The sequence below is a fragment of the Kordia aestuariivivens genome (genome assembly GCF_014397005.1).
Taxonomy (GTDB): domain Bacteria; phylum Bacteroidota; class Bacteroidia; order Flavobacteriales; family Flavobacteriaceae; genus Kordia; species Kordia aestuariivivens.
The window spans coordinates 34,023-49,665 of the sequence record NZ_JACGWS010000015.1 but is presented as its reverse complement, the minus strand read 5'-3'; the positions used below and the strand labels follow the sequence as shown (position 1 = coordinate 49,665).

The 15,643-nt window shown below is 34.6% G+C and carries 10 protein-coding genes; 7 read left to right on the top strand and 3 right to left on the bottom strand.

Going from position 1 to position 15,643, the window contains the following annotated elements; translation table 11 throughout:
• The first annotated feature begins 20 nt into the window (after positions 1 to 20).
• Positions 21 to 1,817 carry a translation elongation factor 4 gene (gene lepA / locus H2O64_RS19930; RefSeq protein ID WP_187563993.1) on the top strand — a complete coding sequence of 599 codons (1,797 nt, stop codon included), beginning with the start codon at positions 21 to 23 and terminating at the stop codon, positions 1,815 to 1,817.
• 227 nt (positions 1,818 to 2,044) lie between these two features.
• Here lepA and H2O64_RS19925 read toward each other — a convergent pair whose 3' ends face one another.
• Positions 2,045 to 3,889, bottom strand: a complete 1,845-nt coding sequence (locus tag H2O64_RS19925; RefSeq protein WP_187563992.1) for a cation:proton antiporter — start codon at positions 3,887 to 3,889, stop codon at positions 2,045 to 2,047.
• A gap of 96 nt (positions 3,890 to 3,985) precedes the next feature.
• Positions 3,986 to 6,403, bottom strand: coding sequence for a helix-turn-helix domain-containing protein (locus H2O64_RS19920; protein ID WP_187563991.1), 2,418 nt, complete (start codon positions 6,401 to 6,403; stop codon positions 3,986 to 3,988).
• A gap of 212 nt (positions 6,404 to 6,615) precedes the next feature.
• On the opposite strand from H2O64_RS19920, the gene H2O64_RS19915 reads away from it, so the two are divergent.
• The 5 genes from H2O64_RS19915 (at position 6,616) to H2O64_RS19895 (ending at position 14,237) form a co-directional block, all read left to right on the top strand.
• Positions 6,616 to 7,464, top strand: a complete 849-nt coding sequence (locus H2O64_RS19915) for a universal stress protein (RefSeq protein ID WP_187563990.1) — start codon at positions 6,616 to 6,618, stop codon at positions 7,462 to 7,464.
• On the top strand, positions 7,461 to 9,722 hold the full coding sequence (locus H2O64_RS19910; RefSeq protein WP_187563989.1) for a SulP family inorganic anion transporter: 2,262 nt from the start codon (positions 7,461 to 7,463) through the stop codon (positions 9,720 to 9,722). The genes H2O64_RS19915 and H2O64_RS19910 overlap by 4 nt, the downstream gene beginning before the upstream one ends.
• Positions 9,723 to 9,810: 88 nt before the next feature.
• Complete coding sequence (locus tag H2O64_RS19905; RefSeq protein WP_187563988.1) at positions 9,811 to 10,668, top strand: MBL fold metallo-hydrolase; 858 nt, start codon at positions 9,811 to 9,813, stop codon at positions 10,666 to 10,668.
• A 41-nt stretch (positions 10,669 to 10,709) separates the two neighbouring features.
• Positions 10,710 to 12,332: a S8 family peptidase gene (locus H2O64_RS19900; protein WP_187563987.1), complete on the top strand. Its 1,623-nt coding sequence runs from the start codon at positions 10,710 to 10,712 to the stop codon at positions 12,330 to 12,332.
• Positions 12,333 to 12,401: 69 nt separating this feature from the next.
• A complete protein-coding gene (locus H2O64_RS19895; protein ID WP_187563986.1) occupies positions 12,402 to 14,237 on the top strand; it encodes a M1 family metallopeptidase in 1,836 nt (611 codons plus the stop codon).
• A gap of 80 nt (positions 14,238 to 14,317) precedes the next feature.
• Here H2O64_RS19895 and H2O64_RS19890 read toward each other — a convergent pair whose 3' ends face one another.
• A complete protein-coding gene (locus tag H2O64_RS19890; protein ID WP_317173848.1) occupies positions 14,318 to 15,040 on the bottom strand; it encodes a S24 family peptidase in 723 nt (240 codons plus the stop codon).
• A gap of 348 nt (positions 15,041 to 15,388) precedes the next feature.
• On the opposite strand from H2O64_RS19890, the gene H2O64_RS19885 reads away from it, so the two are divergent.
• Positions 15,389 to 15,544, top strand: coding sequence for a hypothetical protein (locus H2O64_RS19885; protein ID WP_187563984.1), 156 nt, complete (start codon positions 15,389 to 15,391; stop codon positions 15,542 to 15,544).
• Positions 15,545 to 15,643 lie beyond the last annotated feature (99 nt).

Below are 15,643 nucleotides of genomic sequence, written 5' to 3'. Positions count from 1 at the left end.
ATTATTACCTAAAGAATTAGATGAAGCACATTAGAAACTTTTGCATTATTGCACATATCGATCACGGAAAGAGCACATTAGCTGACAGATTGTTAGACTTTACTGGTTCGGTAACTGAGCGAGAAAAGCAAAATCAATTATTGGATAGTATGGATTTAGAACGTGAGCGTGGAATCACGATTAAATCGCATGCCATTCAAATGGAATATACTTTTGAAGGTCAGGATTATATCTTGAATTTAATTGATACGCCAGGACACGTAGATTTCTCGTATGAAGTTTCAAGATCTATTGCTGCTTGTGAAGGCGCTCTGCTTATTGTAGATGCTGCACAAAGTATTCAAGCACAAACAATTTCTAATTTATATTTAGCACTCGAAAACGATCTGGAAATTATTCCAGTATTAAATAAAGTCGATTTACCAAGCGCTAATCCTGAAGAAGTAACCGACGATATCGTAGATTTATTAGGTTGTGACCCAGAAGAGGTAATTCACGCAAGTGGAAAAACAGGTTTTGGTGTCGATAATATTTTAGAAGCTGTCATTAAGCGTATTCCGCATCCAACAGGTATTTATGACGAACCGTTACAAGCCTTAATTTTTGACTCTGTTTACAATCCGTTTAGAGGAGTTGAAACGTATTTTAGAGTCATGAATGGTTCTATTAAAAAAGGACAACGCATCAAGTTTGTCGCCACTGGGAACGAATATAATGCAGATGAAGTTGGTACATTAAAGCTAAAACAGTTTCCTCGAAAAGAAATTAAAACAGGTGATGTTGGATATTTAATTACCGGAATTAAAGACGCACGTGAAGTAAAAGTTGGAGATACAATTACGGATGCTAAAACACCAACCACCAATCCTATTGGTGGATTTGAAGATGTAAAACCAATGGTTTTCGCAGGGATTTACCCTGTTGACACGGAAGATTACGAAGAGCTTCGTAATTCAATGGAAAAGTTACAATTGAACGATGCTTCTTTAGTATTTGTTCCTGAAAGTTCAGCCGCTTTAGGCTTTGGGTTTCGTTGTGGATTCTTAGGAATGTTGCACATGGAAATCATTCAAGAACGTTTGGAACGTGAATTTAATATGACGGTTATTACAACGGTTCCTAACGTGTCGTACCATGCATTTAAAAGAAAAGATGTAAACGAAGCCATTATTGTAAATAATCCTTCTGATTTACCCGATCCGTCAAGTTTAGATCGTGTAGAAGAACCTTATATTAAAGCAACTATTATTACAAAAGCTGACTTTGTTGGAAACGTAATGTCGTTGTGTATTGAAAAACGTGGTTTAATCACAAATCAAACGTATTTAACCACAGAACGTGTTGAGTTAACCTTTGACATGCCGTTGGCAGAAATTGTATTTGATTTTTATGATCGATTGAAAACAGTTTCCAAAGGATATGCTTCGTTTGACTATTCACCAATAGGAATGCGAACTTCAAAACTAGTGCGTGTTGATATTTTACTGAACGGACAAATTGTAGATGCACTTTCTTCGTTAATTCATGTTGATAATGCAACTACTATTGGTAAAAAGATGTGTGAGAAGCTGAAAGAACTGATTCCAAGACAACAGTTCGATATTCCTATTCAGGCAGCTATTGGAGCAAAAATTATTTCGCGTGAAACTACAAAAGCACTCCGTAAAGATGTAACTGCAAAATGCTATGGTGGAGATATTTCACGTAAGCGTAAGCTGCTTGAAAAACAGAAAAAAGGAAAGAAACGTATGCGCCAAGTCGGTAATGTAGAAATTCCTCAAGAAGCGTTTATGGCAGTATTGAAACTGAACGATTAAGAAAGAAAATAAATCATATATAAAAGCGGCTGTAATCATCTTACAGCCGCTTTTTTGTTTTTTAAAACACAGCTAGCGAGAGTTTCTAACTCGTGCCGATAAACTAGCTAAGAAAATTAAAAGTTGCAAACTTGCACCAGCGAACAAGTCTAAAAGCTGTGAGTAAAGCGAACCAAGCGGTCTCAATTCTAACAGCTAAGCGGTCTAAAATCTATGAACGAAGTGAATTAATTCGTCTCCGTATTCTCTATATCAAACGGTTTCCCTAAGTAGACAAGTTTCCAGTTTTCGCCGATTTCGTCAATTTCTGTATTGTGAGAAGAGATAATATAAAACTCTCCGTCTTCTTTTTTAATAAATAATGGAATAATGTCTTTATTGTTATTTGTAATATCAATCAAGCCTTTGTAATGTGCTTCATCATTGATATCAATTTCTTGAATGGAAGGATATTTACGAGTTACTTCCGTCAATGTTCCATAATCATCTGTGTTGGAAAATAAGCCTTCTTTAGGATTGTTCGTTTCGTCCAGCATTTCTTCGCGTGTCACCAATCGGAACGAGCCATTTTCGCCAAACTGCTCACTAAATTTCTCAATTGCATATTTATTAATCGCGGTATTTCCTGTCATTGCCATTAAATACCCAACATCATTCAATTCTATATTGTCATTGAGTGTATTGGAATAAATGTCTGTATTGATCGCTTCTAAACCTATTTCTTTTGCTTTCGCGATATTATTCTGATTGCTATCAATTAACACCACATGTCGTCCATTCGTTTCTAAATAATGTCCTAATAAACGTGATACTTTAGAGGCACCAACAATTAAAATTCCATCTGATTTTGTCAAGAAAACACCCACTACTTTCGCAAATAAACGTGCTGTTGTTGCGTTTAGTAAAACAGTTCCCAAGACAATCATAAATACCAATGGCGTGATGTATTCTGCGCCTTCAACTCCTTGACTCATTAATTTACTTCCAAATAATGAAGCAATTCCTGCTGCTACAATTCCACGTGGTCCAACCCAACTTATAAAGAGTTTTTCGTTGATTTTTAGTTTGGATTTTGCTGTGCTTAAGAAAACACCAATAGGTCGTATGATAAATACAACTACTAAGAAAAGTACCGCAGTTTCCCAAGTATACAACAACATCAAATCTTCTATGTTTATATTCGCGGCAAGCAAAATAAACAGTATGGAAATCAACAAAATACTGAGCGATTCTTTAAAGTATAAGAGTTCTTTGATGTTTTCTAGTTTTCCATTTCCTAATACCATTCCCATCACAACGACGGCTAATAAACCTGATTCATGTGCGAAGATTTCCGATTCTACAAACACCAATAATACGGTCGATAACGAAACTACATTAAGTAAATAATGCGGAATGAACTTTTTATTAATCGCGAAAGCTAATGCATGTGCAAACGTAAATCCGAAAGTGGTTCCGAATAAGATAATCTTTCCAAATTCGATCAATGCGGTTTTTGTAAAACCACTATCGCCTTCTACACTAATAAATTCAAATACTAAAACGGCAACTAAGGCACCAATTGGATCTATTAGAATTCCTTCCCATTTTAATACCGTTGAAATATCTTTTTTTAGTGGAATGTTTCGCAAAATCGGCGTAATTACCGTTGGACCAGTTACAATAATCAATCCTGAGAATAAGAACGACAATTCCCAACTTAATCCGAAAGTTAAATGTGCTACAATTGCTGCTCCAAAAAATGTAATGGTAGAACCTAGGGTAATTAATTTCGTAATTACCGGACCAACATTTTTGATTTCGGAACGTTTTAGCGTCAATCCGCCTTCAAACAAAATAATACTAATGGCAAGTGATACAAAATAGAAGAGGCTTTCGCCAGGAAAGAGTCCTTTTTCGCCATTCCAAATCGGTTCAATCCACTTTGTTCCATCTTCTGAAAGATATTCCGCAGCAATTGGTCCAACAAGCAATCCAATAAGTATTAAGGGTAAAATTGCTGGAATTTTAAGTTTCCATGCAACCCATTGTGCCAATATTCCTAAAATGATAATTCCCGCTAATTCGAGCATGTAGGTTCTTTTTTTAAAAATTGAATCGTAAATTTAATAATTATTATAGTAAAGTAAGTTAGATATATTCATATTAAAGAAACTGTTTTTAAAAAACTATTTTTCCTCACTATACTTTACCAAGATGCGAAGTTCGTTATACGAAAAATTAGCACCTGCAATTTCTTTAAGTTTGTTTAGACTTTCAAACGTATTATTTTTGATGATTTCTAATCCTTTTTTAACTTTTTCCTCTGATAGTATTTCTGTAATATCCAACACTCCTTCAATTACATAGTGCGCTAAATGTCCCTGAATTGTGGAAGCTGCCAACGCTCTTTTTTCTGCAATTTCTGCAATAGAGAGACCTTCTTTAAAAAAGTCTAATGAAATCTCTTTCGTGTTTTTCTTCTCAACTTCAATAACCACTTCTTCCTGCACTGGTGAAAGATTATTTTTAGCAGCGTACTCATTGATGATTTCTAAAATTTCTTCACCATATTTTTCCACACGTACTTTCCCCATTCCGTGTATTTTTTTAAGTTGTTTAGGAGTCGCTGGCAATAATTCGCACATTTCGAACAATGATTTTTGTGTAAATATTTGAAATGGTGGTATGTTTTCAGAACTCGAAATACTCAACCTAAATAATCGTAAGTTTTCAAATAATTCTTCGTGTTCTGTTGATGTCGCAATTTCTCGTTTTACAACCTTAATTTCTGAAACTTCTAAGATTGAATTTGCGCGTATTTTTAAGTAATTTTCTGTTGAAAAAGTATTCGATAAAGCTTCTAAAATCTTCGTTTTAATCGCCAATTTATCTTCTACATCTTTTAATTGTCTTTCAAAATCTTTTTCTACGGCTTTGTTATCTGTTGCATACGTGAGTGTGCTTAGAATAGTTGCTATATGTTGTTTTGTATGTTCTTTAAAGTAAGTTACTGCTTTTTTAAAACGTTCTTGTATGGTGGCGTCTTCTTCAGGATTTTCAACAGTTTCTGCCAACGATGCTAATTGTTTTTTGAACGCATTATTAATTTTTAGTAAAGGTATAATTCCAGAATCTTTAATGGTTTCAAGCGGCTTTATGGTATTCCCTGAAAGCGTATTTTTATTCGCATAATAAATATCGATCAGTCGTTTTACAGGATACAAAAACGGATGGTAATCAAATACTTCGCCCATTAAATTTAGCTGAAATGCCTTTTTAGAAGCTTGCAAATCGGCTTCGTTAGGTTCGTTTTCTTCTAGCTGTTTTGTAAATGTATTAACGGTAGCATCGCTAATGATACTTGCTGTTTTTATCGGTGTTTTTAATACAATACCTTCTAAGGTTTTACATCTACTCAACGCTACATACGTTTGTCCATGCGCAAAGGAAGCTTCGGCATCAATAATCGCTTTATCAAACGTTAAACCTTGACTTTTATGAATGGTAATTGCCCATGCCAATCGTAATGGAATCTGCGTATATGTTCCTTCTATTTTATTGGTAATTTCTTTTGTTTCTGGGTTGAGTGTATATTTTATGTTTTCCCAAGTTTCATACGTTACGTCAATAATATCATCCTCCGAACATTTTACAGTTATTTCTTCATCATCTAAATAAACCACAGTGCCAATTTTGCCATTGTAATACCGCTTTTCAGGTGAACTATCATTTTTAATAAACATGACTTGTGCGCCTTCTTTGAGTACTAAATGTTCACTATTTGGATATGTCTTTTCATTAAAATCGCCCGAAATATTAGCTGTGTATTTTTCAGCTTTCGTATCTAAATTGTCTAATTCTTTTTGATTGATCGCATCTGCACGATTGTTGTGTGTTGTGAGTGTTATGTAACCATCTTCCTTTTTAGGATTAAAATCTGGCTGGTATTGTTTATTCAAAATTTCAGCGGAAGCAGAAGAAAGTTTGTCATTGCGAATTTCATTTAGAATAGCAATAAATGCTTGGTTTTGCTGACGGTAAATTTGTTTTAACTCAATAGATAAAACATTTGCTTTTTGATACGCAATACTGCTAAAAAAATACGCTGTTTGGTAATAGTTTTTCAACAACTGCCATTCATTTGGGCGCACAACTGGCGAAAGCTGCTGTAAGTCACCAATTAGTAATAGTTGTACACCACCAAAAGGTTGAGTCCTATCTTTGTACCTACGCAATACCTCATCGATACCATCTAAAACATCCGCGCGAACCATACTAATTTCATCAATAATAACAAGATCTAATGATCTTATAATATTGATTTTGGTTTTACTAAACTTACGTTGAATGGTAGTGTTTTTTGTCGTAGCATTCGGAATAAAAGGTTCAAAAGGCAACTGAAAAAATGAATGAATTGTGACTCCTTTTGCGTTAATGGCAGCAACACCAGTAGGAGCTACAACTACTAATCGTTTTAATGATTCTGCTTTTATTTTGTGTAAAAAAGTAGTCTTACCAGTACCTGCTTTACCAGTTAGAAATAAGTTTCTATTTGTCTTTTCTATAAAATTAAATGCTAAGTCTAGCTCTTTATTAACTTCCATAAAATATTTGTTGCCTTAAAGGTAAAATAAATTGATTAGTTATACCATTTGTTGTTTGAATTTAAGAAATGTTGTGTTGCTTGTCTTGATAATCATCTGTTACAATAAAAAGCTAAATTTGATAAATCTGGGAAAAAAGATTGAAGTGGTTGTTTGATATTTCAAAAAAATACTATCTTTCAAAAATCTAATATTTTAGAAAATAACCATTTTTGCACCAAAAACCTTTTCATATCATCGGAATTGGAGTTGCGTTTTCTCCAAATCTGAAAGCTAATATCCATGAATCTGCCAGACTTGCTTTACTTTTTAAAGCTACGTTAGTATTGATCCACGTTGGCGAGCAATCTGATCAAAAAAAACAAGAATTAGAAGAAATTCTACAACCTTTTACTGCACAAAACCTTTCGTACGAATTGGTTTTTAAAACGGGCGATCCAGTAGATGTGATTTTATCTACAAGTGAAGAAAAAAAGGTTGATTTACTTATTTTAGGAGCCGTACAGCGCGAAAACTTCTTGAAATATTATGTAGGTTCTATTGCGCGAAAAATTACGCGAAAAGCAAATTGTTCTATTTTATTAATGATAAAACCTTCTGTAGAACGCATTACTTGTGAACACATTGTTGTAAATGGTTTGCAAGATCAAAAAACAGAACAAGCCATTTCATCCGCATTTTATGTTGGGCATACATTAGGCGCATCCAAAATTTCAATTGTAGAAGAAATTAGTCAACAAGAAGTTGCAATTAACGTTGATGATGATAAATCGTTACGAAAAGCTACCATTGTAAAAGAACGTATTAAGCTTAGAGAGGAAACTAGAATTAAAAAAATTGTCAATGAAATTCCAAAAAAATATTTGGAAGCCATCACTATAAACTCACAACCTATTTTTGGAAAACGAGGCTATTCTATCGGACATTATGCACAAGTTGTGCGCGCCGATTTATTGGTTATGAATGCTCCAACAAAAATGACGTTTTGGGACCGATTGTTCCCACATGACATCGAACATATTTTAACCGAACTGCCAACTGACGTACTAATCATTCAATGAGTCCAAAAAAAAACACCTTTAAAGATTTTCTAAAAACAGTACCAAAAAATATATTTTCTGGCTTTGTAGTGAGTCTTATTGCACTTCCGCTAGGTTTGGGACTTGCTATGACAAGTGGCGCGCCGCCAATTGCAGGAATTATTGCTGCGGTTGTTGGTGGAATTGTTGTATCTCTTTTAGGTGGAAGTTATGTCACTATTACTGGACCTGGAAACGGTTTGGTTGGTGTATTATTAATAGCTATTAGCTCTTTAGGAATCAATGACGCGTACGGCGCAATTATTTGTTCGGGAGTTTTATTACTAATCTTAGGATTTTTGCGCTTAGGAAAATTAGCCGACTTTTTCCCTTCTTCCGCAATTCAAGGAATGTTGGCGGCCATAGGATTGATTATTTTGGCAAAATCAACACATATTATGTTTGCCAATCCAGAGTTTCAAGGAATTCCTTTAAGTATTGGTTCGTTTACATTGTTTGAAGAAGGAAGCGTTTTGGCGTTACTCTTTGGAATTCCAAAAACAATTATCGGAACGTTTTCTTATGAAAATTCGGGTCTTACGTATGCTGCTTTAGCGGGAATTTTTAGTTTAATCATCATGGTTTTCTACCCGAAAATCAGAAACAAATATTTACAATTAGTGCCGGCGCCCATGTGGATTGTAATTATCTCCATAGCCTTTAGCTACTACTATGAAATGGTCTTGAATTTACCGAATCCAATCGCGGAAAGCGCCATGATTCCAGCAATTCCTAGTTTTAATGAAGTCATTACAGATTTACCCGAAATTAGCTTTTTAAAAATTGGTCAATTTGGATTTTGGTCAAGTGTGTTTGCCTTGACGTTAATTTCGAGTATTGAATCATTATTAAGCATAAAAGCCGTTGATAAGTTAGATCCAGAAAAAAGACGTTCCAACGTAAATAAGGATTTAAAAGCACTAGGTTTAGCAACCATTGGAAGTGGATTTTTAGGCGGATTGAATGTCGTAACCGTAATTGCGAGAAGTTCTGTAAATGTAAATAATGGCGGAAGCAATCGATCGGCAAACTTCTTTCATGCGTTCTTTTTAATTCTATTCATTCTACTATTTAGTACACAATTGACGCGAATTCCATTGCCTGCATTAATGGCAATTTTAGTCTATACGGGGTACAAATTAGCTTCGCCAAATATTGTAACCAAAATATTTTCGATTGGAAAGGAACAACTCATCATCTTTTTCGTCACACTCTTAACCACTTTAAAAGTAGGATTGATCACAGGAATTTCCGCGGGTGTTTTTACAACATTGATCATTCATATTATCATCAATAAAAACTTTTCATTATTCTTTAGAAACCTCATGAAACCCAACGTATTGATGTTTAAAGAGCAAGATACGAGCAATGATTATTTCTTAAGTGTGAAGCATTTTTGTAGTTTTTTAAACTATTATAAATTAAAAGATAAACTGGATGCTATTCCAGAAAATACCGATGTTATTGTCGATTTCTCTATGTGTGAATTTGTAGATCATACGGTGATGGAAAACCTCAACAACTACCAAGAATTGTTTGCAAAACGCGGCGGACATTTTGAAGTCATCGGACTCGATATGCACGGAACCGATTCTAAACATCCATTTGCGTTGCGTCGTATTTTACCGATTCCGAGTTTATTATCAAACCTTACGAGAAGGCAAAAAACAATTGAAGAATTGGCATTGGATTATGAGCTTAGTTACGAATCGAACAGAAATAAAAAAATTCACTTTTTAGAAGATTTTCTATTCTTCCGAACGAAAAAAATAAACCATACCTATAATCAACTTTCAGACGATAGCAATTCTATTCGTTTGTTTGATTTGGAATTTTCAGAAGGAGAATTCATTGCGAAAGAAGTTGTACGAACCACCATGATGTATGTAGAATTGAATCATGAAATCCCTGAATTTACTCTTGATCGTGAAGGATTTTTAGAAAAAGTATATGCGTTTGCTGGTTTTGAAGACATTCCGATTGAAAATCACACTGATTTCTCCTATCGTTTCTACTTATTGGGAGAAGATGTGAAGGCGATTCAAGCATTCTTCAATGACGAATTGGTACATTTCTTTGAAAGCAATCCGTATTATCATGTAGAATCGAACGGAAAAGCCTTGTTGATTTTCGGGAAAGAACGTTTGGCAAATATCAAAGAAATCAAAGTTATTTTTGATTTTGGAAAGCGTTTGAAGAAAGTGGTTCAGCAAAAAAATATTCTTAAAAGTACTCTTTAAGCCTTAGTTTTTCTTAATAAAACCTTAACAAACACGCATTTCTGTTGCGGTTTTGTTAATTTGCAACACCAAAAAACGAAAAAATCGTATGAAGCTTTATCCAATTGCGGCTGGAAATTTCAAATTAGATGGTGGCGCTATGTTTGGCGTAGTTCCAAAATCATTGTGGCAACGTACAAATCCTGCGGATGCAAATAACATGATTGATATTGCAGCGCGTTGTTTACTTATTGAAGATGGAAACCGATTAATCCTTGTCGATACAGGCATGGGAAACAAGCAAAGCGATAAGTTTTACGGTTATTACCATCTTTGGGGCGATGATTCTCTTGAAAAATCACTCCAACAACACGGTTTTCATAACGATGATATTACGGATGTGTTTATGACACATTTACACTTTGATCACTGTGGTGGAAGTATTCAATGGAATAAAGACCGAACAGGTTACGAACCCGCTTTTAAAAACGCACGTTTTTGGAGTAATGAAAATCATTGGCAATGGGCAACCATTCCAAACCGACGAGAAAAAGCATCATTTCTTCATGAAAATATCATTCCAATGCAAGAAAGTGGTCAGCTCAATTTTATTGCGCAACCTACTCTCGATATGGTGACGAAATCTGCACTTGGTTTTGATGTATTCTTCGCAAATGGTCATACCGAAAAACAGATGATTCCAATGATTCATTACAACGGAAAAACAATTTGTTTTATGGCTGATTTATTACCAACCGTTGGACATTTGCCAATTCCATTTGTTATGGGTTACGACACACGACCTTTATTAAGCTTGGATGAAAAAGAAAAGTTTTTAAACATGGCTGCCGACAATAACTATTACCTGTTTTTAGAACACGATGCGCATCACGAAATTATTACCGTAAAACATACAGAAAAAGGAGTACGACTCAACGAAGTATTTACTTGTAAAGATATATTTTAAACCCACATTTACACAAATTAAGAATCATAAATCAATACACAATGAAACTTTTAAAATCCTCAATTTTTGCTGCTTCTCTGCTAATCTTAGCTGGTTGTGGAAGTACAGCACCTATTCTATCGACGCCAATTGAAAACATAGATTTAACACCATTAAAAGAAACTCCGCTTACTGAAAAAGAACTACAAACTTGGGGACACAAGGATTTGGTGGCAGATACCATTCCTGGAATGAGTGTTGACAAAGCATACGCAGAAATCATCAAAGGGAAAAAAGGAACGCAAATAATTGTCGCTGTCTTAGATTCTGGAATTGATATTGATCATGAAGATTTAGACGATGTTATTTGGACCAATCCAAAAGAAATTGCAAACAACGGAAAAGACGATGACAAAAACGGATATATTGATGATATTCATGGTTGGAATTTCTTAGGTGATTCGTATGACGAAAACATGGAGAAAACGCGGATCGTAAAAAAAGGAACAAGTCATCCTGATTACGCTAAAGCTAAAGCAGAAATGGACGAAGAATATGAGCAATATAATGGTTCAAAAACACGTCTTGAGCAGATTTTAAGCAAAGTAAAAGAAGTGAATACGGCACTAAAAGCGTATTTCAAAAAAGACGATTATTCTATTGAAGAAATAAATGCAATAAAAACACCCGACACTTCATTACAAGAACCAATAGCAATCGCAAAACAAATCTTAGGTAATGGTAGATATAAAACAATTGACGCTGTAGAAGAAGCAATAAAAGGTGATATCGAAAGTGTAAGCGAATATTTAAACTATTATCTAAATACAAACTTTAACGGACGAACTCCTGTTGGCGATGACCCAAATGATATTACAGATACAAACTACGGAAACGGAAATGTAAAGCATGTAAAGAAAACAGAATCTCACGGAACACACGTTGCCGGAATTATTGCTGCAGAACGTAACAATGGAAAAGGTGTAAACGGTGTTGCAAATAATGTTGCTATCATGGCTGTAAGAACAGTTCCAAACGGAGACGAATATGATAAAGATGTTGCATTGGCAATTCGCTATGCAGTTGACAATGGCGCACAAATCATCAATACAAGTTTTGGTAAATATTTCTCTCCAAACTCTGAGTGGGTTCGTGATGCAATCGCTTACGCGGGAAAAAACAATGTATTAATTGTAAATGCAGCTGGAAACGAAAATACAGACTTAGACACAAAACCAGTCTATCCAAACGATCAAATTACAACTGGAGCAGAAGTATCCGATACATTCTTAACGGTTGGTGCGTTACAAAACAAATATGGTTCGCAAATGGTTGCTGGATATTCTAACTACGGACAAACAAACGTAGATATCTTTGCACCAGGATCTTCTATATATTCTACATTCCCAGAAAACGAATACAAAGCTATTGGCGGAACTTCGATGGCTTCTCCAGGAGTTGCAGGAGTTGCAGCATTAGTTTGGTCACAATATCCAAAATTAACAGCGGCTCAAGTAAAACAAATCATCATGCAATCGGGTCTTCCAATCAACAGAGATGTTGTTGTAGATCAATCTAAAGAAGCTATGCCGTTTTCAAAAGCATCACGCTCTGGAAAAATTGCAAACGCTTATAACGCACTTATTCTAGCTGATAAAGTAAGTAGAGGACAAGTAAAATTATAATTGAAAATTAAAAAACGATGGTTTTCTAAATGACTCCATCAGACAGAACTATAAATTAAAAACGAATAGATGAAAATTTTCAGTAAAATAAGTATCCTACTCATACTTGCTATTGTAGCTTGCAAAGCGCAACAAGCGACGACAGGGAACAACAGCATGACATCTTACAGTGCTTCTTCAACCTATTGGCAACAACAAGTTGATTATAAAATGAACGTTGACATGAACGTCAATAACTACCAATATACAGGAACGCAAAAATTAGTCTACACAAACAATTCGCCAGACGTTTTAGACAAAGTGTATTATCACTTATACTTTAATGCGTTTCAACCTGGAAGTGAAATGGACGTTCGCTCTAGAACAATTGCAGATCCAAGTCCAAAAATAGGTAGTAGAATTAGCAAGCTTTCTGATTCAGAAATTGGATATCTAAAAGTGATTTCGCTTACGCAGAATGGACAAAAAATAGCCTACAGCACCGAAGGAACTATTTTAGAAGTTACGCTTGCCAAACCTATTCAACCTGGTACATCTGCTACGTTTGATATGAATTTTGAAGGACAAGTTCCTGTGCAAATCCGTCGTTCTGGACGAAATAACAAAGAAGGAGTTGCGTTGTCAATGGCGCAATGGTATCCTAAATTAGCAGAATACGATTTTGAAGGTTGGCACACGCCACCATATATTGCCCGTGAGTTTCATGGTGTTTGGGGAGATTTTGATGTAAAAATTACCATTGATAAAAACTATGTTATTGGTGGGACTGGATATTTACAAAACCCAAATGAAATTGGGCACGGTTACGAAACAGGAACGGTAAAAAGACCTGAAGGAAATACACTTACATGGCACTTTAATGCACCAAACGTGCACGACTTTACATGGGCAGCCGATCCTGATTTTATACACGATACGTACAAAGGAGAAAATGATGTAACCTTACATTTCCTTTACAAAAATGATCCTTCTATTAAAGAAAACTGGAAAAAGTTACAGCCAAAAACGGCAGACATGCTTTCGTATTATAATAAATACATCGGACAATATCCATACAAACAATACTCTGTAATTCAAGGTGGCGATGGCGGAATGGAATATGCAATGTGTACATTAATTACCGGAAAAAGAAAGTTTGGAAGTTTAGTTGGCGTTACTGCGCACGAATTGGCACATACATGGTTTCAGTTTTTGTTAGCAACCAACGAATCCAAGCATGAATGGATGGACGAAGGATTTACTTCCTATATTTCTCATCGTTTTATGAACGAAAATATGGGAACTAAAAAAGACAATCCTCACAAAGGTTCGTACAGTTCATATTTTAGATTGATAAAATCTGGTAGAGAGCAACCATTAACAACGCATGCCGATCGGTATGATTACAACAGAGCGTATGGTGTTTCTGCTTATAGCAAAGGAGAAATTTTCTTAGCACAATTAGAATATATAATTGGAAAAGAAAATGTGGAAAAAACATTGAAAAAGTACTTTACTGATTTCAAATTCAAGCATCCAACACCAAATGATATCAAAAGAACTGCTGAAAAAGTTTCAGGAATTCATTTAGATTGGTACTTAACGGATTGGGCACAAACTACAAATACAGTTGATTACGGAGTTAAAGAAATCCAAGGAAATACTGTTGTTTTAGAGCGTATTGGAAGAATGCCAATGCCTATTGATCTTACGGTAAATTATGCTGACGGATCTAGTGAAAACTTTTACATTCCATTACGCATGATGCGAGAAGAAAAACCAACAAAAGCGACTCAAAAAGCTGATTGGGCTTGGGCATATCCGTATTATGCTTTAAAAACAAGCAAAACCATTAAAAGTGTAGAGATTGATCCATCACAATTGATGGCAGATATTAACAGAGAAAACAATGTTGCCAGAAAGTAACTGAGCAAATTTATACTTAAAAAAGCGAGTTTACAGATCGTTGTAAACTCGCTTTTTTTGTGTTTATTCAATAAAACGTATTAATTCTTTTGTTGCAACGCATTTTCAAGCAATACTATTTTGCTTTCCAAATCGTGTAGCCTATCGTAGACATCTACGGGTTCTGGCATTTGTTTGGACGCAAACATCGTTACATACCAAACTTCCATAATTTCTTCTGCATTAATCGTATACGTAGGGTAATTTCCATCTTTATTATCAGACTTTAAAATTAGCTTTCCGCGTTCTTCTATTCTATTAATAACACGTTTTAGCACAATTCCGTCATTACGACTTACAATAATATACACACGACCATCTTTAATATCGCTTAAATCCTCCACATACTTTCCAAAGACTAAATCGCCATCAAAAAATGTACGTACCATGGAATTTCCTTGTACCTCAAAACAACGATACGTTCCGTTGGTTAAGTGCGGCATGCTAAACGATGGTAATGTTTCAATATATCCTGCATCTCCATAACCATCTAAATAACCAGCTCTAGCTTTCACAGGAACATATACTACATTCTCTTCTCCATCTTGATTAACTGCTACTACTTGTGGAATTCCAGCATATGTTTGAAATTCTTTTTTATCAGAAGCAAACATTTGTGAATTCATTCCGAATAAATATTCAGGATTAATATTGAATTCTTTAATGATACTCGTTAACAAATCATAGCCAGGTTTTGTTCTTTTCCGAGAACCGTCTGCCTGTGGCCTACCGTTGGTAATACTATCTATTGTTGTGCTAGTCACTCCTATTCTTTTTGAAAAAGAATTGTTATTCAGACGAAAATGATCAATGATCTCCTTTATTTTTTCATGAATTCCTTCCATATCGCGCTTAGTAATTTAAACATTTTACAAAAAATTTCTGTTTTTTGTTTTAAACTATCTGTAATTTGTTTATATTTGTACTGTAATTTGTTGCTAATATATGAAATTTTATTGAAAATCAAACATTTGTGAGGATAAATGTCGATTTTATTCTTCATAAATACAATATAGGAGACAAAATATAGACTGACGGTTACGTATTTGAGAACAACAGCTTAAATACGATTTGAAAAATATAGAATACGCACACCTTATAATTTAACGGCCATGAAACGAAGTAAAACGCTATTAGACAAAAGAAAAAAATTTATTCACAACTATGTAGAGGACAACTCTGCAAAACAAATGAAAGTTATCATCAACGAATTGGTTGACAAATTATTCATTTCAGAAAAAACGATATATAATATTTTAAAACAGTAATTAGCTAGTCACTCAACGCTCATTAAAATGTATATATCTGAAAAGCTCCTTTATTTAGGTAAAGGAGTTTTTTTTAAATTAAATCAAAATATGAAGTTT